Origin of the sequence: Paraburkholderia sp. OAS925, from assembly GCF_040543975.1 — a bacterium.
GTDB classification, from domain to species: Bacteria; Pseudomonadota; Gammaproteobacteria; order Burkholderiales; family Burkholderiaceae; genus Paraburkholderia; species Paraburkholderia graminis.
On sequence record NZ_JBEUNO010000001.1, the window covers coordinates 1820046 to 1842501 of the forward strand.

Genomic DNA, 22456 nt, shown 5'->3' on the forward strand with positions numbered 1-22456 from the left:
ATGACGGTATCCGCGTCCGCGCTTCTTCCTCCGCAGCCGCCCGCCTCGAATTTGCCGGCGTATGCGGAGCTGCATTGCCTGACCAATTTCTCGTTCCTGCGTGGCGCCTCGCATCCGCATGAACTCGTTGAACGCGCGATGCTGCACGGCTATAGCGCGCTCGCCATTACCGACGAGTGCTCGCTCGCGGGCGTCGTGCGCGCTCATTCGGCGTTAAAGGAAATCGGGGAAGAGCAGAACCGTCTGCGCAAGGAAATCGAGGACAAGCTGAAAGCGGCCCGGCCGCCGGAAGCCGGTCCGCTTCCGAAAGAAGTCTTGGACGAAGCGATACGACAGGAGGCCCTAGAAAACGAGGTGTTGAAACCTCTGCCTCAACTGATCATCGGCAGCGAACTGAATCTGACGGACGCAGCCGGCGAGCCTTTCTGCACTCTGGTTGCGCTTGCAGCGAACCGCAACGGTTACGGCAATCTTTCCGAACTGATCACGCTCGGCCGCTCGCGCGCGGAGAAGGGCAGCTACCGGCTAAGCCCGTCGGATTTCACCGATTCGTTGCCGCATCTCGAGCATCTGCGGACTCTGCCTGACTGTGTGCTGCTGCTTGTGCCGCAGCGCACGGCTACGCTGTCGCACACACTGCATTGCGCGCATTGGCTCGCGTCGTTCGCCGCCAACCGCGCGTGGATCGCGCTCGAACTTTGGCAAACCGGCAGCGACGATCTTCAGATCGACGCCTTGCGGATGATTTCGCAAGCGAGCGGCCTACCGCTCGTCGCGGCGGGCGGCGTTCTGATGCACACGCGATCGCGCAAGCCCTTGCAGGACACGATGACCGCCATTGGCCTGAACACGCCGCTGTCGGCATGCGGCCACGCGCTCGAAGCCAATGCCGAACGGCACATGCGCACGCGGGTGCGTCTGAGCAAACTCTATCCGCGCGATACGCTCGAGGAAACGCTCAATATCGCCGCGCTGTGCCGCTTCTCGCTCGACGAACTCAAGTACGAGTATCCCGAAGAACTGGTGCCTGCGGGAGAGTCGCCGTCGAGCTATCTGCGCAAGCTCGTCATGGCGGGTGCGGCGGAACGCTGGCCGAACGGCCTGGACCTGAAGCGCATCGATCAGATCGAAAAGGAACTGAGCCTGATCGCCGATCTGAAATACGAAAAGTACTTTCTGACGGTGCACGACATCGTGAGCTTCGCGCGCTCCAGAAACATTCTTTGCCAGGGCCGCGGTTCGGCGGCGAATTCGATCGTCTGCTATTGCCTGCATGTGACCGAGATCGACCCCGTGCATATGAACATGCTGATCGAGCGCTTCATCTCGCGCGCGCGCAACGAGCCGCCCGATATCGACGTCGACTTCGAGCATCAGCGCCGCGAGGAGGTGATCCAGTACATCTATGCGAAGTACGGGCGTCATCGCGCGGCGCTGACCGCGTCGCTGATTACCTACCATGTGCGCAGCGCATTGAAGGACGTCGGCAAGGCGCTGGGTCTCGAGGCATCGTTGATCGAGCGAATCAGCAAATCGCAGCAATGGTGGGACGGTTCCGAAGCAGTGGCCGGCTATCTCGCGGAAGCGGGTTTCGACGCCAACTCTCACATCACCAGAAATCTGATTCGCCTCACGAAGGAATTGCGCCTGTTTCCGCGGCATCTGTCGCAACACGTCGGCGGCTTTGTGATTGCGAAGGACAAGCTCTCGCGGCTCGTGCCGATCGAAAACGCGACGATGAAAGACCGCAGCGTGATCGAATGGGATAAAGACGATATCGACGCGCTCAAGCTGCTGAAAGTCGACGTGCTGGCACTGGGCATGTTGTCGGCCATTCGGCGCGCGCTGGAGTTCGTCGCGCTAAGACGCGGCTTTCCGCAGTTCCGCGTGCAGGACATTCCGCGCGAAGACCGCGCCGTCTACGAAATGTGCGGCCATGCCGATACGGTCGGCGTGTTCCAGATCGAATCGCGCGCGCAGCAAAGCATGCTGCCGCGCCTGAAGCCGAACAAGTATTACGACCTCGTGATCGAAGTCGCGATCGTGCGGCCGGGGCCGATTCAGGGCGGCATGGTGCATCCGTATTTGCGCCGCAAGCAGGGCCTCGAACCGATCGACTACGCGAAAGACGAGCTGCGGCCCGTGCTCGAACGCACACTCGGCGTGCCGATTTTCCAGGAGCAGGTCATGCATCTGGCGATGGTCGCCGCAAAGTACACCGGCGAGCAGGCCGACCAGTTGCGACGCGCAATGGCGGCCTGGCGGCGCACCGGCAACCTCGCGAAGTATCAGAAGGACCTGAGCGACCGCATGTCGGCGCGCGGCTACGAGCCGGAATTTATCGACCGTATCTGCCAGCAGATCGAAGGTTTCGGCGAGTATGGTTTCCCGGAGAGCCATGCGGCGAGTTTCGCGCTGCTCGTCTATCTGAGTGCGTGGTTAAAGCGCTACGAGCCGGCGGCTTTTCTGGCCGGACTGCTCAATAGCCAGCCGTTGGGTTTTTATTCGCCGTCGCAACTCGTGCAGGATGCGAGGCGCCACGGCGTCAAGGTATTGCCGCCCGATGTGACGCTGAGCGACTGGGAATCGACCTTCGAGAAGCGCGATCGCGAAGGCGAGCGGATCGCGCCGGGCGAAACCTGTTTGCATCGTCAGCAGGCCGTCTTGTCCGCGCAGCAGTTGCGCGATCTTTCGCTGCGCCGCCTGAGAGTGAACCGGACGATCCGGCGCGCGGCGAAGCGGCTGACCGCGCGCGTGTTTCAAGCGCCCGGCACTTATGGCGCGCGCGGTCCCGCCGTGCGTATCGGTCTGCATCTGATCAAGGGACTCGCGCAGGCGGCTGCCGAGCGCATCATGGCCGCTCGCCGCGATGCGCCGTTTACGAACGTCGACGATCTCGCGCGACGCGCGGCGCTGACGCGGCGCGATCTCGAAGCGCTCGCGGCGGCGAACGCGCTGACGAGTATCGCGGGTCATCGGCGGGAAGCATGGTGGGCCGTGACCGCCCAGCACATTGTCCCCAAGCTGCTGCGCGATGCGCCGATCGCGGAAGCGCCGCTCGCGTTGCCGCAGGCCGACGAGGCGCGCGAGATCGTCGACGATTATGCGAGCCTCGGCCTCACGCTCAATCGTCATCCGCTTGCGCTGTTGCGCGCGCGTCTCGCGAAGCAGCGTTTTCGCACGGCGGCGGATCTCGCTGCGTGTCAGCACGGCACGCTCGCGCGGGCATGCGGCATCGTCACCGTGCGGCAGCGGCCGGGCACGGCGAACGGCACCATCTTCGTTTCAATCGAAGACGAAACCGGTTCGATCAATGTGATCGTCTGGCCGTCGCTGGTGGAAAAGCAGCGCAAGGCGCTGCTGGGCTCTTCGCTGCTCGCGGTCTATGGTGTCTTGCAGCGCGACGACGGCGTCGCCACTGGCGGCAATCAGGGCAACCCGGGCAATCAGGGCGAGCAGACCGCGCCTGCGAGTCAGGCGGGCAAGATGAGGCGGAAACACAAGGGCGAGGTGGTGCACCTGGTCGCTCATCGTCTGGAAGACTTAAGTGAGTGGCTCGGCGACCTGGCCACCGCGAGCCGCGATTTTCACTGATGCGCGGTTGAATGTGCGCTTGACCCGCGCTCGCCATAGCTCGCCGCTTCGCTCGTCAAACAGCCGTATCGCCGCGCCACGGAAACGCGGCGAGCACCTCGCGTATCGCCGTATCGAACGGCGTGCGCCGGCCAATGCCAAGCTCCTCGAGCCGCTCCGACGCAAGATGGCAGTTATGCGGGCGAGGCGTCGCATCGGTCGGCGTGTGCTGCGGCGTCAGGTGCGCATCCAGTTGCAGCGCTTGCGCAAGGCGCACCGCGATCTCGTACTTGGTCATCGGTTCGTCGCCCGACCAATGGACGATGCCGCGAATCGCGTTGCCCCCGGCATGACGCTCGAGCATCTGCCGGATCACGAACGCGACGTCCGGCGTGAAGGTCGGATAGCGAATCGCCCACGCGTCCATGCGGGCCGGCTGGCCGTGCGCCGAAGCCGACGCGGCAATCGCGGGCACGAGGCTCGTCACGGCGGACTCCGCCCAATCGACAATCGGCCCATACAGCAGCGGCAAGCGCAGCACACAGCCGAAGTCGGTCGTCGCGGTTAACGCGTGCTCGCCTTCGAGCTTGCTGCGCCCGTACGCGTTGAGCGGCGCGGGCGCGGAATCCGGCCGATAAGGCGGATGAGTGCCGTCGAAAACATAATCGGTGGAAATCGACAGCGTCCAGGCGCCGCGCCGTTGCGCCGCGGCCGCGATCGCGCGCACCGCGTCGACATTGAGCGCGCGGGCCAGTTCCGGCTGACGCTCGCACACGTCCGGCCGACGCTCGGCGGCGGCAATCACGAGCGCATCCGGCGCTTCGCGTTCGACAAACTGCTCGATTGCCCGCGAGTCGCGGACATCGAGCGGGACAGTGTCCGGCGCAGGGCGGCTGAACGCGGTGCCGACGACTTGCCTGGTTGGCTGCCTCGCCAACTCGTCGACAATAGCGCGGCCGAGCAGACCCGACGCTCCAATCACGGCGACCTTGAACATGAGCGCGTCCGCCTAGTGCGCGACGCCGCCGGCCGCGCCACTCGCCTCGTCGGGCGATACGCCTTTCACCTCGCCTTTGACTGTGTACCCGGCCTCGTCGATGGCGGCCTTCAACGCCTCGACCGATTGCGTCGATTCAACCGTCACGCGGCCCGCCGCCAGATCCACCTGAACTTGCGCGCCGTCGTCGTGCTCGCGGATAGCGTTCGTGACCGCGGCCACGCAGTGCTGGCAGCTCATACCTTCGACCTGGAATTCGGTTTTCATCGGATTGCCTCGCGAAATAACGTTGCGACAGTTGAATTATGCCTGCCGGACCGAATTTAAGTGGCTGACCTTCCCATCATGGGAACGTGTACGATCGAGCCGATCAGTGGAGAAACGGTGATGAATATTGGCGAAGCGGCCCGCGCGTCGGGCGTCACGGCGAAGATGATTCGTTACTACGAGAGCGTCGGCCTGCTGGCGGCAAAAGCACGCACGAGCGCCGGCTATCGGGTTTACGGGCCGCAGGAGGTCCATTCGTTGCGTTTTATTCGTCAGGCGCGCCGGCTAGGTTTCCTCGTGGAAGACATTCGGCGGCTGCTGGCGCTGTGGCACGACCGCACGCGCGCGAGCGCCGAAGTGAAGGCGATCGCGCTGGATCACGTGGCCGACCTGGATCGACGCATCGCCGAGCTCACCGAGATGCGCGACACGTTGGCGCATCTCGCGAACCATTGTCATGGCGACGACCGCCCGGAGTGTCCGATCATCGAGCGGCTCGCCGATGCGGACTTGCTTTGTGAAGACAAGCGCGCGGATTGCCACGGGCTACCGTCGGTGAAGGCGCGGCATTGAGAGTGCTGACGCGGGTGCAACCCGTAGGTCGCGCACCGAAGTTGTGCAAAAAGGACGGCGACCTGCCCGCTAACAAAACCCGCGGCGCTCAGAAGCCAAAGAAATCAAAGATCTTATTGCACCAAACGTGTGCGGTATTCCAAAATGGAATGCACATCATGCGAGCATTTCACTGGCGCGGTTGCACCATCAGCCTATAATTCGGGTTAACCCGTCTACGGGAAATCCCTGATGCCCAATCCACCGGGGATTCATTTGATCCTTGGAGAACATCATGTTTGCATACATCCTCGAAAAGCTGAGCACCTGGTTTGAAACTGCCGAACGCGATCGCCGCGAAGCGTATCTGGCGTCGTCGTCGGATATCGTTCAGCTCGAACAGCGTATCCGCTCGCTCGAAACCAACGGCTACTCGCTGTAAGTTTCAACTGGCGGCGCCAGCGTGCGGGTCGCACGGCCAGCGCAGTCGCAGTAAGCGGTAGAAGTGGTAGTTCAGTGTCAAGCCCCGTCTTTGCGGGGCTTTGTCACATCTGGGCCTTTGTGATCGCGAACCGGACGCCCAAACACGAGGATGGCGAATATCGACTAGCCTGCTGGCGCGTGTCGCGGTAAGGTAGGGCGTCGTCCGCGCAATCCGGCCTTGCCGACTCGAACCGGTCCGCCCATGTCTCCAATCCGCTCGCTTAAACCTGTCCTCGCTGTCGTTGCAATCTCGTTGGCTACGGTCAGTGCCGCATCTAGCGTATTTGCCGCGTCGAGTAATAGCCGCAAGCCGGTGATTCTCGACACGCAAAGCGGGATCAGCGACGGGCAAAGCGGCACGGTCCTGCAAACCGCGCCGCTTTCGCGGGAGCCCATCGTCGAAGCGCGCCCGATCGCAACGCCCACCGAACTCGCGCCGAACTCATCGGTGCCGATCATCGTCGCGCCTTATATCCAGTTGCCCGTCGGCGGCGCCGTGCCGCAGCCGCAGATCCAGCCGGGTCCGCCGCCGCATCGGCAATAACACAACTGCGCTGTCCCGGCCCGCAGCCTATCGGTCGCGCAGTACGCCGACACGTCCAGTCGTCACAGCGCGCCGGGCGCGGCCATTCGGGTTTGGGCGCATGGCGCGCCTGCAGTCGGACGACGACAATCTTCAGGCGGTCTCTCTCGCCCAAGTCCGCCGACGGTAGCCGGCCCAACGACCGCATCGAACGAAAATACAAAAAGGAGACGACAAATGCCTTCTCACTGGATGCGGCGTGCCGCCGGCCTATGCGCTACGCTTTTTGCCATCGCGGCATTGGACGGCGTAGCGTTCGCGAAAGACACGCCTGAAAAGCCGGCCTTGACGATGGCCGTCGGCGGGTTGCCCGGTCTTTACTATTTGCCGGTGTTGACGGCGCAGCAACTGGGCTATTTCAAGGACGAAGGTCTCGACGTCACGCTCGAAGATTTCGCGGGCGGATCGAAAGCGCTCGAAGCCGTGGTGGGCGGCAGTGCGGATATCGGCGCGGGTGCCTTCGAGCACACGCTTTTCATGCAGGCCAAAGGCCAACATTACCGGGCTTTCGCATTGATGGGCCGCGCGCCGCAGATCGTGGTCGCGGTCTTGACGTCGAAAGCCGACAAGATAAAAACGCTCGCGGACTTCAAAGGCGCCAAAGTCGGCGTGAGCGCGCCGGGATCGTCGACCGATCTGGTGCTCACCGTCGCATTGCGCAAGGCCGGCGTGCAGCGCAGCGACATCGCGGCGATCGGCGTGGGCAGCGGCGCGACCGTGCTGGCGGCGGTCGGCAACGGGCAGATCGACGCGCTTTCCAACGTCGATCCGATGATGACGAAGCTCACGCGCAGCGGTGCAATCAAGGTGCTGGTGGACACTCGCACGGTTAAGGGCACGCAGGAGGTGTTCGGCGGCACGATGCCCGCAGCCACGCTTTATGCACCCGAGAGTTTCATCCAGAAGTATCCGAAGACGACGCAGGCGCTCGCGAACGCGATCGTGCGCGCGGATCACTGGTTGCAGAACGCGAGCGATGCCGATCTGCTGAAGATGGTGCCGCCGGCTTATCTGCTCAACGATTCCGCGCTATATGTGGAGGCTTTTCACAACGTGCGCGACGCCTATTCGCCCGATGGCCTGATGCCCCCAGACGGCCCGGCGACTTCGTTGCGCGCGCTGGCGTCGTTTGATAACCGGCTCGATCCGAAGAAGATCGATCTGAACGCGACGTTTACGAACGACTTCGCACGCAAGGCGGGGGCGCAACTCAAGTGAGCGCGCAATGCAGTTGACGGTGCGGCCGGAGCGCGCCGTCAACTGCGGGCCGCGCGCGCCCAGCCGGAATTCAATCGCCGCGATATTCCACCTTGAACTGCGCGGCCTTGTCCTCGCCGAGCGCGCTCACCAGCCAAGGCATCTGATCCTTCAGCATTTTGTGCAGCGTGTACGGCGGATTCAGGATGAACATGCCGCTGCCGAACAGACCAAAACCGTCTTCCGGCGGATTGCTGACAGTCAGGCTGACGTGCAGCCAGTTGCGGTCCTGCAGCTTTTTTAGCTGCTCCGGAAAGCGCTGCGATTCCGGGCGCCTCACCTGCGGATACCAGACCGCGTACGTGCCGGTCGGAAAGCGCTTCAGACTCTCTTCGACGCAACGAAGCGTGCGCGTGTAATCGCGCTTGTCTTCATATGACGGATCGAGCAGCACCAGCGCGCGACGCGGCGCTGGCGGGAGCAGCGCGAGAATGCCGTCGAAACCGTCGCCTGCGTATAGCATCGCGCGACGGCCCGCATCGCGGAAGTTGTGGCGCAACACGTCGATTTCGGTGCTGTGCAGCTCGAACAGACGCATGCGGTCCTGCTCGCGCAGTTGCCGCCACGCGATGTACGGCGAACCCGGATAGAAGCGCAACTGGCCGTCGGAATTGAGTGCGGCGACTTCATCGACATAATCGGCGAAGAGCGGCGGTAGATCGTTGCGCTCCCACAGCTTTGCGATACCTGTCTGGAACTCGCCCGTCTTGACGGCGTAGCCTTCCTTCAGCGAATAGACGCCCGCGCCGGCATGCGTGTCGATATACCAGTAGGCTTTGTCCTTCTGGCCGAGATAGCGCAATAGCTGCAACACGACCGCGTGTTTGAGGACGTCGGCGTGATTGCCTGCATGAAAGGCGTGGCGGTAGCTGAGCATATGAGGAGACGCTGAAAGAGGCGTGCCGTTCCAGGCTGGAACCGGCGATGCGGATGCAATGCGGATGCAATACGGCGGCACGGCGGCACGGCGGCAACGAGCGCCGGAGTGCAGCGCGGTCGCGTATTGTACGCGACGCCGGGCACCGCGCCGCACGGTGATTTGCCTGGTGTGCGCTTCACACCAGCCGATGCACCGTGCGCCGGCCACGCTTTTGCCGTGGCCGCGCAACCGGCGCGGTTCCCGCAGCGCTGTCAGTCGTACGCGTCGCCGATAATGCCTTCGATCCGCTCCTTGATCTCCGGCGTGATCCGCTCGGCGAGCTCGGCGGACTTCATGTTCTCGCCGATCTGCTCGACGCGCGATGCGCCGGTAATCACAGTGCTGACATGCGGATTCTTCAGAACCCACGCAATTGCAAGCTGGCCGACCGTGCAGCCGAGTTCGTCGGCCACTTCGCCGAGCTTGCCGACCACATTGTTCTTGCCTTCATCGGTGACCTGTTTGCGCAGCCAGTCGTAACCTTGCAATTGCGCGCGGCTTTCCGCGGGCACGCCGTTGCGATACTTGCCGGTCAGAAGGCCGGACGCGAGCGGACTCCACGTGGTCAGCCCAAGGCCGATATCTTCGTAAAGACGCTTGTATTCCTGCTCCACGCGCTTGCGATGAAACAGGTTGTATTGCGGCTGCTCCATGACCGGCTTATGCAGATGATGCCGCTCCGCAATCTCGTAAGCAGCGCGGATTTCGTCCGCGCTCCACTCGGACGTGCCCCAGTACAACGCCTTGCCGCGCGTGATCATGTCGCTCATTGCCCATACCGTTTCTTCGACCGGCGTGTTTGGGTCCGGGCGATGGCAGAACACCAGATCGACATAGTCGAGCTGCAAACGTGCGAGCGATGAATCGATTGCGTTGAGCAGATACTTGCGGTTCAGCGTGTGGTACTGATTGGGCGCTTCCTGCAGTCCCCAGAAAAACTTGGTCGACACCACATAGCTCACGCGCGGCCATGCCAGTTCCTTGAGCGCCTGACCCATGATCTCTTCGGATTTGCCGCCGGCGTAGACCTCCGCGTTGTCGAAGAAGTTGACGCCCGCGTCGCGCGCGGCCGCGAGCGATTCGCGCGCCGCGCGATGATCGACCTGATTGCCGTACGTGACCCACGAGCCGATGGACAGTTCGCTGACCTGCAGGCCCGAGCGACCTAAACGCCGATAATTCATGCAATTCTCCTCGATAGTGAAGCGACCGGAATCCTGGCGGAACGCCTAGTTTAAATACATAAGCCTGGGCGTGCTTTTTACCGATCGATTCCATACGGTTCATGCACAATAGCAGGATTGGCCGCAGTGCAACATTCGGCCGAACGGTATAGGAGAAGGCCTATGCGCGCCTATGCGCGCGTAATCGGCGCCTAAGCCGTTCGGCTGACTTCACGCTGCGCGCGGCTCGTGGTCTCATTGCTCATCAACTGCATGGAGGTTCTGGATGTCGTCACTGAACACAAATCTGAATGGCAAGGTCGCGGTGGTTACCGGCGCCGCGAGCGGCATCGGCAAGCAGATTGCGTTGACCCTTTCGGCAGCGGGCGCGGCTGTCGCGATCGCCGATCTGAATCAGGACGGCGCGAACGCCGTCGCTGAAGAAATCAGGAAGGGCGGCGGCAAGGCGATCGGCATCGCCATGGACGTCACCAACGAAGACGCCGTCAACCAGGGCATCGACAAAGTGGCGGCCGAGCTGGGCTCCGTCGACATTCTTATTTCCAATGCCGGCATTCAGATCGTCAATCCGATCGAGAACTACTCGTTCTCCGACTGGAAAAAGATGCAGGCGATTCACGTGGACGGCGCCTTCCTGACCACGAAGGCAGCGCTCAAGCACATGTACAAGGACGATCGCGGCGGCATCGTGATCTACATGGGCTCGGTGCACTCGCACGAGGCGTCGCCGCTCAAGTCCGCTTACGTGACGGCCAAGCATGCGCTGCTCGGGCTCGCGCGCGTGCTCGCCAAGGAAGGCGCGAAACACAACGTGCGTTCGCATGTCGTGTGTCCCGGCTTCGTGCGCACGCCGCTTGTCGACAAGCAGATTCCCGAGCAGGCGAAGGAACTGAACATCAGTGAAGAAGAAGTCGTCAAGCGCGTGATGCTCGGCGGCACCGTCGACGGTATTTTCACCACCGTCGAAGACGTCGCGCAAACCGTGCTGTTCCTCTCGACTTTCCCCACGGCGGCACTGACGGGTCAATCCTTCATTGTGAGCCACGGCTGGTACATGCAATAAGGAGGCGTCATGGCGCAACGCAATCTCAAGCAGGCGCGTCTGGGCGTGCCGGGCAATGAGGGAGGTGCGGGCGCCGGCGCGGCGTCCGCCACGGCTCCGGGCTCGCGCATTCAAGTGCCGGACTACGAAACCATCGCGCTCACGCTGCAGGGCGGCGGTGCATTGGGCGCGTATCAGGCCGGCGTTTTTCAGGGGCTTCACGAAGCCGGCATTGAGCCGAACTGGCTGGCGGGCATTTCCATCGGCGCGTTGAATACCGCCATCATCGCGGGCAATCCGCCGGAAAAGCGGGTGGAACGGCTGCTGCAATTCTGGGAGACCATCTGTCAACCGGCGTTCGGTTTGCCGCTGCCGGCGTTTATCGAGCATGCGTTCTTCAACTCGAGCGACGCCGTGCGTAAAGCGTTCACGGCGACGCAGGCGCTCGGCGCACTCGTCGAGGGACAAAAGGGCTTCTTTGTGCCGCGCTTTCCGCCGCCTTTGCCAACGGTGTCGGGACCGCCTCAGGCGGCGAGCTATTACGACACGGCGCCGCTCAAAGCCACGTTGGAAAGCCTGTGCGATTTCGACCGCATCAACTCGCGGGAAATGCGTGTGTCCGTGGGCGCGGTCAATTGCGGCACGGGCAATTTCGCGTATTTCGACAATACGCACACCACGCTGAGGGCCGAGCACTTCATGGCGTCCGGTGCGTTGCCGCCTGGCTTCGCGGCGGTGGAAATCGACGGCCAGTACTACTGGGACGGCGGGCTGATGTCGAATACGCCGCTCTACGAGGTGATGCAGACCACGCCGCGGCGCGACACGCTCGCGTTTCAGGTCGATCTGTGGAGCGCAATCGGGCCGGTGCCGGACAGCATCACCGACGTGCAGGGGCGCATGAAAGACATTCAGTATTCGAGCCGCACTCGTCTCGTGACCGACATGCTGCAACGCTCGCAACGTTTCCGGCACGTGCTGCGCGAGGTGCTGGACCGTGTGTCGCCGGACCAGCGCGACGACCCCTGGTGCAAGCTCGCGGAAGATCTATCGTGCTCGAAGCGCTACAACGTGATCCATCTCATCTACCGGCAGAAGGAGTACGAAGGGCACTACAAGGACTTCCAGTTCGGCTTGTCGACCATGCGTGAGCATTGGCAAAGCGGGCTGGACGACATCCGTCATTCGCTTTCGCAACCGGACTGGCTTGCCATGCCGGATAACGACGCGGGTTTCGTCACGCACGACATTCATCGCGACGGGCGCTGACAGGCGAGTCGGCAAGTTCTGAGCCGCAAACAGAAACGGCGCCCTTCATGGGGCGCCGTTTCATATTCAGCTTCAATAAAAGCGCACCTAAGCGCGCTTTGCAAAAAGCTTTACTTCAACACATGCGCAACGGCGTTGGCCACCACGTCGAGGTTGCGCGTGTTCAACGCGGCCACGCAGATGCGGCCCGTGCCCACCGCATAAATGCCGAACTCTTCGCGCAGACGGTCGACTTGCGGCGCCGTCAGACCCGAGTACGAGAACATACCGCGCTGCGCATTGACGAAGCTAAAGTCGCGATCCACGCCGCTCGCTTTCAGGCGCTCGACCAGACCGTTGCGCATCGCGCGAATGCGGTCGCGCATTTCAGCGAGTTCCGTTTCCCACGTGGCGCGCAGTTCCGGCGACGCGAGCACCGCGGCGACCACCGAGCCGCCATGCGTCGGCGGGTTCGAGTAGTTCGTGCGGATCACGCGTTTGAGTTGCGACAGCACGCGCGTGGCTTCTTCCTTGCTGCCCGTGATGATGGACAGTGCGCCGATACGCTCGCCGTACAACGAGAACGACTTCGAGAACGACGACGACACGAACACGTTCAATTCCGACGCGGCGAAGAGGCGCACAGCCGCAGCGTCAGCTTCGATGTTGTCGCCGAAACCCTGATAGGCGATGTCGAGGAACGGCACCAGGTTGCGCGCCTTGACGACTTCGACGATCTGCTTCCACTGCTCGACGCTCAGGTCGACGCCCGTCGGGTTGTGGCAGCACGCATGCAGCACGACGACCGTGCCCGCGGCATAGCTGTTGAGCGCGCTCAGCATGCCGTCGAAATTCACGCCGTGCGTATGCGCGTCGTAGTACGGATACGAGACCACGTCGAAGCCCGCGGCTTCGAAGAGCGCGCGGTGGTTTTCCCAGCTCGGATCGCTGATCGCGACCTTGCCGTTCGGGTTCAGCCGCTTCAGGAAGTCCGCGCCGATCTTCAGCGCGCCCGTGCCGCCCAGCGCTTGCGCCGTCACGACGCGGCCCGCGGCGATCAGCGGCGAATCGTTGCCGAGCAGCAGCTTTTGCACGGCTGCGTCGTAGGCGGCGATACCTTCGATCGGCAGATAACCGCGCGGCAGCGCAGCTTCGACACGCGCCTTTTCCGCGTCGCGCACGGCGCGCAGCAGCGGAATCTTGCCTTCTTCGTTGAAATACACGCCAACGCCGAGATTGACCTTGGTGGGGCGCGGGTCGGCGTTAAAGGCTTCGTTCAGGCCCAGAATCGGGTCGCGGGGAGCAAGTTCGACGGCGGAGAACAGAGACATGGTGGGTGGCCAGCAGTAGTGAAAAGAGGGCGGCTACGAGCATGCGCGACCGTGCCGGCTGCGTCTGATGCAAAACGCAAACGCCGGATGACGCAAAACGCGGACAGAGGCAAGCGAGCGCAACTTCGCATTGTAACGAATCTGCGAACGTTTTTCGGACGATAGCGCCCGTTGGCGGGCTCATTTGCTTGAAAAACAGGCAGGGCGCCGCTAAATGCAAGACGGACTGTTCTCGCGCCGCTGCCGTCCTACGCGGATCCGTGCAGTCCGTGCCCGATCCGACTTTCCGCAACCCGTTAGAATAGTTTTTTGCCCAAGGCGCTGCCGTCCCATGTCCGAACAACATCTGACCGAAGCCGAAGATACGCTCGACGAATCCAAATTCGTCCGCTTCGAAGGCTCGCCGTTTCAGCTCTACCAGCCATATCCGCCCGCCGGCGACCAGCCGACGGCAATCGAGACGCTCGTCGAAGGCATCGAGGACGGTCTCTCGTTCCAGACGCTGCTCGGCGTGACCGGCTCGGGCAAGACCTTCACGATGGCCAATACCATCGCGCGGCTCGGCCGTCCGGCTATCGTGTTCGCGCCGAACAAGACGCTCGCCGCGCAGCTTTACTCGGAGTTCCGCGAGTTCTTTCCGCGCAACGCGGTCGAGTACTTCGTCTCGTACTACGACTACTATCAGCCGGAAGCGTACGTGCCGCAGCGCGACCTGTTCATCGAGAAAGACTCGTCGATCAACGAGCATATCGAGCAGATGCGGCTGTCGGCCACCAAGAGCCTGATGGAGCGGCGCGACGTGGTGATCGTCGCGACCGTGTCGGCCATTTACGGTATCGGTAATCCGTCCGAATACCACCAGATGATTCTCACGCTGCGCACCGGCGACAAGCTCGGCCAGCGCGACATCATCGCGCGGCTGATCGCGATGCAGTACAACCGCAACGAAGCCGACTTCCAGCGCGGCTCGTTCCGCGTGCGCGGCGACACCATCGACATTTTCCCGGCCGAGCATGCGGAAATGGCGGTGCGCGTGGAATTGTTCGACGACGAAGTGGAAACGCTGCAACTGTTCGATCCGCTTACCGGCCGTGTGCGTCAGAAGATTCCGCGCTTCACCGTGTACCCGTCGTCGCATTACGTGACGCCGCGCGATACGGTTGTGCGAGCAGTGGAAACCATCAAGGCCGAGTTGCGCGAGCGGTTGGAGTTCTTCTATAGCCAGGGCAAGCTCGTTGAAGCGCAGCGGCTCGAACAGCGCACCCGTTTCGACCTGGAAATGCTGCAGGAGCTGGGTTTCTGCAAAGGCATTGAGAATTACTCGCGGCACTTTTCCGGCGCGGCGCCCGGCGAGCCGCCGCCTACGCTGGTCGATTACCTGCCGCCAGACGCGATCATGCTGCTCGACGAGTCGCATGTGCTGATCGGCCAGTTGAACGGCATGTACAACGGCGACCGCGCGCGCAAGGAAAATCTGGTCGACTACGGTTTCCGTCTGCCGTCCGCGCTCGACAACCGGCCGCTGAAGTTCAACGAGTTCGAGCGCAAGATGCGCCAGGTCGTGTTCGTGTCGGCCACGCCCGCGGACTACGAAAAGAAGACCGCGGGCCAGGTGGCCGAGCAGCTCGTGCGCCCGACCGGACTCGTTGACCCGGAAATCGAGGTGCGCCCGGCGCGCAGCCAGGTGGACGACGTGCTCGCCGAAATCAACGAGCGCGTGAAGGCGGGCGACCGCGTGCTCGTCACCGTGCTGACCAAGCGCATGGCCGAGCAATTGACGGAGTTTCTCGCCGACCACGGCGTCAAGGTGCGCTATCTGCACAGCGACATCGACACGGTCGAGCGCGTCGAAATCATCCGCGACTTGCGGCTCGGCACGTTCGACGTGCTCGTCGGTATCAACCTGCTGCGCGAAGGTCTGGACATTCCGGAAGTGTCGCTCGTCGCGATTCTCGACGCCGACAAGGAAGGTTTCCTGCGCGCCGAACGCTCGCTGATCCAGACGATCGGCCGGGCGGCGCGTAACGTGAACGGCAAGGCGATTCTGTACGCGGACAAGGTGACGGACTCAATGCGCCGCGCGATCGACGAAACCGAGCGGCGGCGTGCGAAGCAGATCGCCTTCAACCTCGAGCGCGGCATCACGCCGCGCGGCGTGGTGAAGCGCATCCGCGACATTATCGACGGCGTGTACAACGTCGACGACGCGCGCGCCGAACTGAAAGAGCAGCAAACGCGCGCCAAGTTCGAGGACATGTCCGAGAAGCAGCTTGCCAAGGAACTGAAGCGCCTCGAAAAGCAGATGATGGAGCACGCGAAGAACCTCGAGTTCGAGAAAGCGGCCCAGACGCGCGACCAGCTTGCGTTGCTGCGGCAGCGCGTGTTCGGGGCGAATGTCGGCGATCACGTATCGGGCGTCGAATAAATCACGCGGCGGCCCAAAGCAAGGACAAGGACAAGGCGCGGCAATCCGCCGCGTCCTGTTCTTACATCCGAAAAGGCGGCTTGGCCCGCCTGCCATCTCCCACACGTCGTTTCTTAAGACACCCTTAAGACCCTGCTGCCATAAGGCTTCGCGTGCGTTCGTATTTGTTCCGGCAAGCGAACAATGATAAACTCGCCCAATATTGAGAATGGTTCGCATTAACGTTCAAATATGCGATCTGCTTCGGTTGGTTGTCCGACGCACTGTTCCAATGGGATCGAATCGAGTCAGATAAAAACAAGGAGTTTCAATGCGGATTTCTTCATTTGTGCGCGCTGGGGTTGCAGCGGCGGCGGCCGTCGCGGCGCTGTCGGCAACGGCGGCAGAGTATCCGATCGGCAAGCAGCAGATTCAGGGCGGCATGGAAATCGGCGCGGTGTATCTGCAGCCGATCACGATGGAGCCCGAAGGCATGATGCGCAAGGCGTCGGACTCGGACATCCACCTGGAAGCCGACATCCACGCAGTCAAGAACAATCCGACCGGTTTCGCGGAAGGCGACTGGATGCCGTATCTGCAAGTGCGTTACGAACTGACGAAGGCCGGTTCGAAGGACACGCAAAAGGGCGATCTGATGGCGATGGTCGCCAACGACGGCCCGCACTACGGCGACAACGTCAAGCTGCAAGGCCCGGGCAAATATCACCTGAAGCTGACCGTCGAAGCGCCGATGCAAACCGGCCACATGGCGTTCGGCCGTCACGTCGACAAGGAAACCGGCGTGGGTCCGTGGTTCAAACCGTTCACGCTTGAATACGACTTCACGTTCGCCGGCATCGGCAAGAAGGGCGGGTACTGATCTCCACGCTTTGCCGCAGCGGGTCGCATCGCAGTATGCGAGCCATCCGTGGCAAATGAGTGAATGCGAGTGAATGCAGCAGGCGGCGCGTGGAGTCATGCCTCGCGCCGCGTTTTCTGGAAACACCAATGAGAATCAACCGAAAGATCGCAGTCCTGGCATCGTCGATTCTGCTGGCGGGCGCGGCTCAGGCAGCCGATCTGCTCACCTTCAAGCTCGAAATGAACGACGGCAAGCTGACGCCGGCGCGCATCGAAGTGCCGGCAGGGCAGCGCATCAAGATCGAAGTGCGCAATACGGGCAAGGGTGCGGCCGAATTCGAAAGCGTCCAGTTGCGCAAGGAAAAAGTCCTCGCGCCGGGCGCCGATTCGTTCGTGGTGATCGCTCCGCTCTCGCCGGGCGAGTACAAGTTTTTCGACGATTTTCACCAGCAGGCGCAGGGCGTGATCGTCGCGAAGTAGCGGTGCTGGCGAGGCGGACGCGGGGCACCCGGCCCGCCGTCGCCAGCGACAGCAGTGGCAGTGCAGAAGGGAGTGCTTGATGGGTCAGATTCTATTCATTGTGTGGCGGGAAAGTGTCGAGGCGTTGCTGGTCGTCGGCATTCTGTACGCGTGGCTGAAAAATGGCGACGACGACGCGCGCCGCGGTTTGCCGTACCTGTGGGGCGGCGTCGTGGCCGGCCTGATTGCGGCGGTGGCGCTCGGCGCGGCGCTCGTCGGCTTCACCGAAGTGCTGTCCGGCGACGCGCAGGACTACTTCCAGACCGCGATGGTGCTGGTCGCCTGCGTGCTGATCGTGCAAATGGTGCTGTGGATGAAGCAGCACGGCCGCTCGCTCAAGCGCGACATGGAACGCTCGCTGCAACAAAGCCAGCGCGACTCGAACTGGTGGGGCGTGGCGCTGCTCGTCGCACTCGCCATCGCGCGTGAAGGCAGCGAGACGGTGATTTTCCTGTACGGCCTCGGCTTCGGCCAGTCGGGTCATGTGGACGGCGCGCAGATGCTTGCGGTGCTGATCGGCCTCGCGCTCGCGCTCCTCACGTTCTACGTGCTGCAGTTGGGCGGCAAGGTCTTCTCGTGGCGGCTCTTTTTCCGCGTCACGGAAATCATGCTGCTGTTCCTGGGCGCGGGTCTGTTTCAGACGGGCGTCGACAAGCTCATCGACAAGGAAGTCCTGCCGACCATCGTCGACCAGTTGTGGAATACATCGGGCATTCTCGACGATTCGAGCACCTTCGGCTCGCTGGTCGCCACGCTCACCGGCTATCGCGCGCATCCGGCGCTGATGAACCTGATCGCGTATGCGGTGTACTGGGCGGTCGTCTATCTGCTGCTGCGGCGCGCGAACCGCAAGCCGGCGCAGCAGGCCGCAGGGCGCGCAGCATGAGTACGTTGATGACCCGTCCGGGGCGGCTCGCCGCGGCGGGGCAGTGGATGCAGCGGCACGGTTCCGTGATCCGCGGCATCCAGTGGGTCGTGGTCGCGGTGTATGCGCTGCTGATCGTCGTGCCGGCGGTGATGCCGCTGCCCGACGACAGCGCGCATTTGTGGAACAACCTGACGCTTGCCGCGCAGTTCGTGTTCTGGGGCATCTGGTGGCCGTTCGTGCTGCTGTCGATGGTGATGCTCGGACGCGTCTGGTGCGGCGTGCTGTGTCCGGAAGGCGCGCTCGCGGAGTTCGCCAGCAAGCACGGCCGCGGCAGGGCGATTCCGCACTGGATGCGCTGGGGCGGCTGGCCGTTCGTCGCGTTCGGCATCACGACCATTTATGGTCAGATGGTGAGCGTGTACCAGTATCCGAAAGCGGTGCTGCTGGTGCTCGGCGGCTCGACGCTCGCGGCTATCGTCATCGGCCTGCTTTACGGGCGCGAGAAGCGCGTCTGGTGCAAATACCTCTGCCCCGTGAACGGGGTTTTCTCGCTTCTGGCGCGCCTCGCGCCGTTCCACTACAAGGTCGATGAAGACGCGTGGCGCCGTTCGTACAAGAACGGCGAGCACGGGCATCGCGTGATTCCGATCAATTGCGCGCCGCTCGTGCCGTTGCGCAACATGAAGGGCGCGTCCGACTGCCACATGTGCGGCCGTTGCAGTGGCCACCGCGACGCGATTGCGCTGACGTGGCGCGCGCCGTCGTCGGAAGTCGTGCAACTCGGCGACAAGCAGGCGAACGTGTGGGACACCGCGCTGATTCTGTACGGCCTGCTCGGCATCGCGATCGGCGCATTTCACTGGACAGCTTCGCGCTGGTTCATCGACCTGAAGATGTTCTTCGCGACCTGGCTCGTGGATCGCGACATCACCTGGCCGCTGCAGACCAATGCGCCGTGGTTCCTGTTCACGCATTACCCGGAACAGAACGACGTGTTCTCGTGGCTCGACGGCACGATGGTGATCGGCTATATCCTCGCGACGGCGCTCGTCTACGGCACCGCGCTGCTCGTTCTGATGGTGGGCGCGACGCGCACGCTCGGACGTTTCAGCAGCGTGCGTCTGCATCATCTGACGCAAGGGCTGATTCCGCTTGCCGGGGCCGGCGTGTTTCTGGGTTTGTCCGCGACCACGCTGTCGCTGCTGCGCGCCGAGCATGTGCCGTTGTGGTGGGCATCGGACGTGCGCATCGCGATTCTTGCCATTGCGAACGTGTGGAGCGCGTGGCTCGCATGGCTCGTCACGCGACGTTACAGCGAGCACTTCGTGCGGCGCGGTCTTGCGATGCTGTGGTTCATCGCGGCACTGGCCGTGGTGGATAGCGCGTGGTGGTTGATGTTCTGGGGCTGGGCGTCGAAGTAGACGAGTCTTTCGGGCAATCCGTCCCGTTCGCCTCGATCTCGAATCGTCGGCCGCAAAAACAAAAGCCGTGGAGATGACCTCATCTCCACGGCTTTTTCATTGGCATGACCGTGCACGGCGTTTCGTGCGCGCGTCGGCGGGAACCGAAAAAAGCGGCCTGGCTGGCTGCGACGGCTGGCTTGGTGTCTGCACGAAGGGGTCTAGTTCTCACGTGCAAGCCGTCGTGGCTGGCTAATGCCCAACACCTCTCGAGGAGGTGGTCCCCACAATACCTGGTACTGAAATCCGGTTCGTCGTTACTTCGTCAGAATCAGCTTGCCGAGACGCGTGGCGCGCAACTGGTACGTCTCGCCGTTGTGCACGATGCTGATGTGACTGTGTCCTTGCAGCAAAGCGTCGCTGCGCAACACGCGCTCGCCCGTTTCCGCCGATTCGTTCGCTCGGCTGGCAGCGGGCCTGACCGCAGCCGTCGATGTGACCGCCGCCGATTTCGGACGGCTGGTCAGCGCGGCAGCCGAACGGCGCAGGCTGAGCGTGGTAGGGCGAGTGGTATCGGTCATTCGTCTTTGCCGTTGCTTGATTCAATGGATGAATTCTAAATGATAACCATTCCTATTTACAAGGGGCAGAAATTCATCGGGTCAGCGTTTCGATAGTCGGGGGAGGTGGGTGGTACAGCGCGGGTTGCGGCCTGGACGCGGTCGCGGCGGTGCGAGGCGCCGCGCCTTTGGTTGCAACCGAAGGTACGGCTTCCGCCCGCTGCAACTCGCCAGCGCGGCTCCGGCCGTCGACTCACGTTGGCTACGGCGAGTCAGTGCAGCGAACCCGGCTCCTGTTTTGCCTGCACGAACTGACGGATTAACCGCACGGTGTCGATGTCGTTCTCGCGATACGCGGACTTCACGATCTCCTGCGTCTGCACGGCGTCCTGGTCGTTGGACACGGGCAGCGTGGTCGCGTATTCGAAGCGCAAGAATAGCTGCAGCTCGTCCGGCTGTTCGATGGTCATGGTCAGCGAGCCGCCGACGTAATCCGCCGTCGGCAGGATGTCGTAGCGCACGCTTTGGCTTTCGTGCAGCGTGACGCGGTCGCGGACCGTCGCCTGGCCGTAGTGCAGCTCGCGTTCGAGCGTGTTGCCTTCGCGCGAAAGAATCGTGCAACTGTCGAGTCCGATCACGAACAGTTGCGGCTGTTCGGCGCGCAGCACGAGCCCTTCCCACAACTGCTCGCGGGTCATCGAGTCGACAAACGGGTTCAACGGATCGTTGATCTGGATAAGGTGTTCGAAATTCAAGACGACAGCATCCTATGAAAGCGTTGCAAGCGCTGCAAGCGTTAACTCAACACGGCCGGCTACGCGCTTGCCGGGCCGTTCGCAAGTCACGCGACGGTCAGACCGGAACGGATCGTGATCGAGCGCGTGAGGATCTTGTGAACCGGACACGCATTGGCAATTTGCAAGAGCCGTTCCCGCTGTTCGTCGGACAGTTCGCCGTGCAGCGTGATTTTGCGGTCGATGGTCGAGCCTTCGTCGCCGGTTTCGATGTTCAGCGTGACGTGCACTTCGTCGAGCGGCCACTCTTTGCGTTGCGCGTACATTTTCAGCGTGACCGACGTGCACGCGCCGAGGCTCGACAGCAGCAGCGAGACCGGCGTGGGGCCGCGATCGCCGCCGCCGAGCGATTCGGGTTCGTCGGCGAGCCACGTGTGCTTGCCGTCGTCGAAATGGACCTGATAATTCGTCGAACCGATATGGGCGGTGACGGTGGCTTCTGCCATGCGCGCTCCTATGCAGGGACCAAAATCGCCGCGCGCGGCGGTTCTATGGCCTGAAAGGTCGGAGAGACGGGCGCGCGGCAGGAATCGCTATTGTGAACGAAGTCGGCGGCATTTGCGCCATGAGGCCGCCTCACACCGTACTTTGGCGCGAGGCTGGGTAGAAGTGGCTGTGGTTGCACGCGCGCGGCGTGGCGCCGCCCGCGCGCGGCCCGTTCAATGCGTGATCGCGCCCATCCGGCCGGCCTGATAATCGACCACCGCCTGGCGGATTTCATCTTCCGTGTTCATGACGAACGGACCGTAACGCACCACGGGCTCCTTCAACGGCACGCCGCCGAGCAGCAATACCTCGAGCGGTTCCGCGCCCGCTGTCAGCGTGACCGCGTCGCCGTCGTCGCTAAACACCACCATCTTGCGCGCGTCGATTTCCTGGCGCGCTTCGTCTTCGCCGTAAAAGCCCTTGCCCGACAGGCCATACGCGAACACGCGATAGTCGGCCGGCACCGGCTGACGAATCGTCGCGCCCGGCTGCAGCGAAAAGTGCTGATAAAGAATCGGCGTGCGCGTTTCGACGGCGGCTTTCACGCCGAGCGCCTCGCCCGCAATCACCTTCACGCGAACCTTGCCGTCCGCGGAAGTCGCCACCGGAATCTTCGCCGACGGCACGTCCTGGTAACGCGGCGCGATCATCTTGTCGCGTCGCGGCAGATTCACCCACAGTTGCAGGCCATGCACGCGTCCGCCGGTACGCACGAACGACGGGTCAGGCATTTCGCTATGCACGACGCCCGCGCCGGCGGTCATCCACTGGACGTCGCCGGCCTGCAGCGTGCCCGAGTGGCCTGCGGAATCCTTGTGGCCGAACTGGCCTTCGAGCACATACGTCACGGTTTCGAAGCCGCGGTGCGGATGGTCCGGCGCGCCCTTGGCTTCGCCGGGCGCGTAGTCGATCGGTCCCATTTCGTCGAGCAGCAGGAACGGATCGAAGTCCATCAGCATGCGGGTGGGAAAAGGGCGGTGAACGACGAAGCCGCCACCTTCAGTCGTGCGAACGGCGGGAAACGTGCGTTCGATCGTGCGTGTCGTGCTCATCAATGTCACCTCGAAAATTCGGGAATAGCGTTGTTTTTGAAACATAGGGCTATTATAGGGACCGTTTTTCGGGGCG

General features: G+C 62.7%; 21 protein-coding genes. 12 read left to right on the top strand and 9 right to left on the bottom strand.

The features are described from left to right. Entirely contained in the window at nucleotides 1-3594 is a 3594-nt protein-coding gene (locus ABIE53_RS08000) for an error-prone DNA polymerase (RefSeq protein WP_107710880.1), read from the top strand. Between the two features lie 55 nt (nucleotides 3595-3649). Here the strand turns inward: ABIE53_RS08000 and ABIE53_RS08005 are convergent, their stop codons facing one another. Together ABIE53_RS08005 and ABIE53_RS08010 are read right to left on the bottom strand one after the other, a co-directional pair. Beyond that, on the bottom strand, nucleotides 3650-4570 hold the full coding sequence (locus ABIE53_RS08005; protein ID WP_107710879.1) for a dTDP-4-dehydrorhamnose reductase family protein: 921 nt from the start codon (nucleotides 4568-4570) through the stop codon (nucleotides 3650-3652). A gap of 12 nt (nucleotides 4571-4582) precedes the next feature. Next, complete coding sequence (locus ABIE53_RS08010; protein ID WP_192700563.1) at nucleotides 4583-4837, bottom strand: heavy-metal-associated domain-containing protein; 255 nt, start codon at nucleotides 4835-4837, stop codon at nucleotides 4583-4585. Nucleotides 4838-4957: 120 nt separating this feature from the next. On the opposite strand from ABIE53_RS08010, the gene cueR reads away from it, so the two are divergent. The 4 genes from cueR to ABIE53_RS08030 all read left to right on the top strand — a co-directional run bounded on the left by cueR (nucleotide 4958) and on the right by ABIE53_RS08030 (nucleotide 7673). Next, nucleotides 4958-5410: a Cu(I)-responsive transcriptional regulator gene (cueR, locus tag ABIE53_RS08015; RefSeq protein WP_107710884.1), complete on the top strand. Its 453-nt coding sequence runs from the start codon at nucleotides 4958-4960 to the stop codon at nucleotides 5408-5410. Between the two features lie 274 nt (nucleotides 5411-5684). Then, complete coding sequence (locus ABIE53_RS08020; RefSeq protein ID WP_006053111.1) at nucleotides 5685-5831, top strand: DUF3563 family protein; 147 nt, start codon at nucleotides 5685-5687, stop codon at nucleotides 5829-5831. A gap of 243 nt (nucleotides 5832-6074) precedes the next feature. After that, nucleotides 6075-6416 (top strand): hypothetical protein, encoded by a 342-nt coding sequence (locus tag ABIE53_RS08025; RefSeq protein WP_006053110.1) that lies wholly within the window; start codon nucleotides 6075-6077, stop codon nucleotides 6414-6416. A gap of 216 nt (nucleotides 6417-6632) precedes the next feature. Next, complete coding sequence (locus ABIE53_RS08030) at nucleotides 6633-7673, top strand: ABC transporter substrate-binding protein (protein WP_029972110.1); 1041 nt, start codon at nucleotides 6633-6635, stop codon at nucleotides 7671-7673. Nucleotides 7674-7743: 70 nt separating this feature from the next. Here ABIE53_RS08030 and ABIE53_RS08035 read toward each other — a convergent pair whose 3' ends face one another. Both ABIE53_RS08035 and ABIE53_RS08040 read right to left on the bottom strand, forming a co-directional pair. Beyond that, nucleotides 7744-8589 carry a 23S rRNA (adenine(2030)-N(6))-methyltransferase RlmJ gene (locus ABIE53_RS08035; RefSeq protein ID WP_006053107.1) on the bottom strand — a complete coding sequence of 282 codons (846 nt, stop codon included), beginning with the start codon at nucleotides 8587-8589 and terminating at the stop codon, nucleotides 7744-7746. A gap of 254 nt (nucleotides 8590-8843) precedes the next feature. After that, on the bottom strand, nucleotides 8844-9815 hold the full coding sequence (locus ABIE53_RS08040; protein WP_107710877.1) for a potassium channel beta subunit family protein: 972 nt from the start codon (nucleotides 9813-9815) through the stop codon (nucleotides 8844-8846). Nucleotides 9816-10080: 265 nt separating this feature from the next. On the opposite strand from ABIE53_RS08040, the gene ABIE53_RS08045 reads away from it, so the two are divergent. Together ABIE53_RS08045 and ABIE53_RS08050 are read left to right on the top strand one after the other, a co-directional pair. Further along, the gene (locus tag ABIE53_RS08045) at nucleotides 10081-10878 is read left to right on the top strand and encodes a 3-hydroxybutyrate dehydrogenase (RefSeq protein WP_006053105.1); all 798 of its coding nucleotides are present in this window, start codon (nucleotides 10081-10083) and stop codon (nucleotides 10876-10878) included. Between the two features lie 9 nt (nucleotides 10879-10887). After that, a complete protein-coding gene (locus tag ABIE53_RS08050; RefSeq protein WP_029972113.1) occupies nucleotides 10888-12126 on the top strand; it encodes a DUF3734 domain-containing protein in 1239 nt (412 codons plus the stop codon). 110 nt (nucleotides 12127-12236) lie between these two features. Here the strand turns inward: ABIE53_RS08050 and ABIE53_RS08055 are convergent, their stop codons facing one another. Next, complete coding sequence (locus tag ABIE53_RS08055) at nucleotides 12237-13436, bottom strand: amino acid aminotransferase (protein ID WP_107710876.1); 1200 nt, start codon at nucleotides 13434-13436, stop codon at nucleotides 12237-12239. Between the two features lie 331 nt (nucleotides 13437-13767). Between ABIE53_RS08055 and uvrB the strand changes: the two genes are divergently transcribed. The 5 genes from uvrB to ABIE53_RS08080 all read left to right on the top strand — a co-directional run bounded on the left by uvrB (nucleotide 13768) and on the right by ABIE53_RS08080 (nucleotide 19509). Beyond that, nucleotides 13768-15861 (top strand): excinuclease ABC subunit UvrB, encoded by a 2094-nt coding sequence (gene uvrB, locus ABIE53_RS08060; protein WP_029972115.1) that lies wholly within the window; start codon nucleotides 13768-13770, stop codon nucleotides 15859-15861. Between the two features lie 310 nt (nucleotides 15862-16171). Then, nucleotides 16172-16720, top strand: a complete 549-nt coding sequence (locus ABIE53_RS08065; protein ID WP_006053101.1) for an iron transporter — start codon at nucleotides 16172-16174, stop codon at nucleotides 16718-16720. A 128-nt stretch (nucleotides 16721-16848) separates the two neighbouring features. Continuing rightward, nucleotides 16849-17181 carry a cupredoxin domain-containing protein gene (locus tag ABIE53_RS08070; protein ID WP_006053100.1) on the top strand — a complete coding sequence of 111 codons (333 nt, stop codon included), beginning with the start codon at nucleotides 16849-16851 and terminating at the stop codon, nucleotides 17179-17181. A 79-nt stretch (nucleotides 17182-17260) separates the two neighbouring features. Further along, the gene (locus tag ABIE53_RS08075) at nucleotides 17261-18106 is read left to right on the top strand and encodes an FTR1 family iron permease (protein WP_029972116.1); all 846 of its coding nucleotides are present in this window, start codon (nucleotides 17261-17263) and stop codon (nucleotides 18104-18106) included. Further along, nucleotides 18103-19509, top strand: coding sequence for a 4Fe-4S binding protein (locus ABIE53_RS08080; RefSeq protein WP_107710875.1), 1407 nt, complete (start codon nucleotides 18103-18105; stop codon nucleotides 19507-19509). The genes ABIE53_RS08075 and ABIE53_RS08080 overlap by 4 nt, the downstream gene beginning before the upstream one ends. Nucleotides 19510-19805: 296 nt before the next feature. On the opposite strand, the gene hemP is transcribed toward ABIE53_RS08080, so the two are convergent. From hemP to ABIE53_RS08100, 4 genes are all read right to left on the bottom strand, one after another. Beyond that, the gene (hemP, locus tag ABIE53_RS08085) at nucleotides 19806-20069 is read right to left on the bottom strand and encodes a hemin uptake protein HemP (RefSeq protein ID WP_006053097.1); all 264 of its coding nucleotides are present in this window, start codon (nucleotides 20067-20069) and stop codon (nucleotides 19806-19808) included. A gap of 251 nt (nucleotides 20070-20320) precedes the next feature. Then, the gene (locus ABIE53_RS08090; protein WP_006053096.1) at nucleotides 20321-20803 is read right to left on the bottom strand and encodes an SRPBCC family protein; all 483 of its coding nucleotides are present in this window, start codon (nucleotides 20801-20803) and stop codon (nucleotides 20321-20323) included. 86 nt (nucleotides 20804-20889) lie between these two features. After that, entirely contained in the window at nucleotides 20890-21288 is a 399-nt protein-coding gene (locus ABIE53_RS08095; RefSeq protein ID WP_029972119.1) for an OsmC family protein, read from the bottom strand. Nucleotides 21289-21501: 213 nt separating this feature from the next. Then, nucleotides 21502-22380: a pirin family protein gene (locus tag ABIE53_RS08100; protein ID WP_107710883.1), complete on the bottom strand. Its 879-nt coding sequence runs from the start codon at nucleotides 22378-22380 to the stop codon at nucleotides 21502-21504. Nucleotides 22381-22456 lie beyond the last annotated feature (76 nt).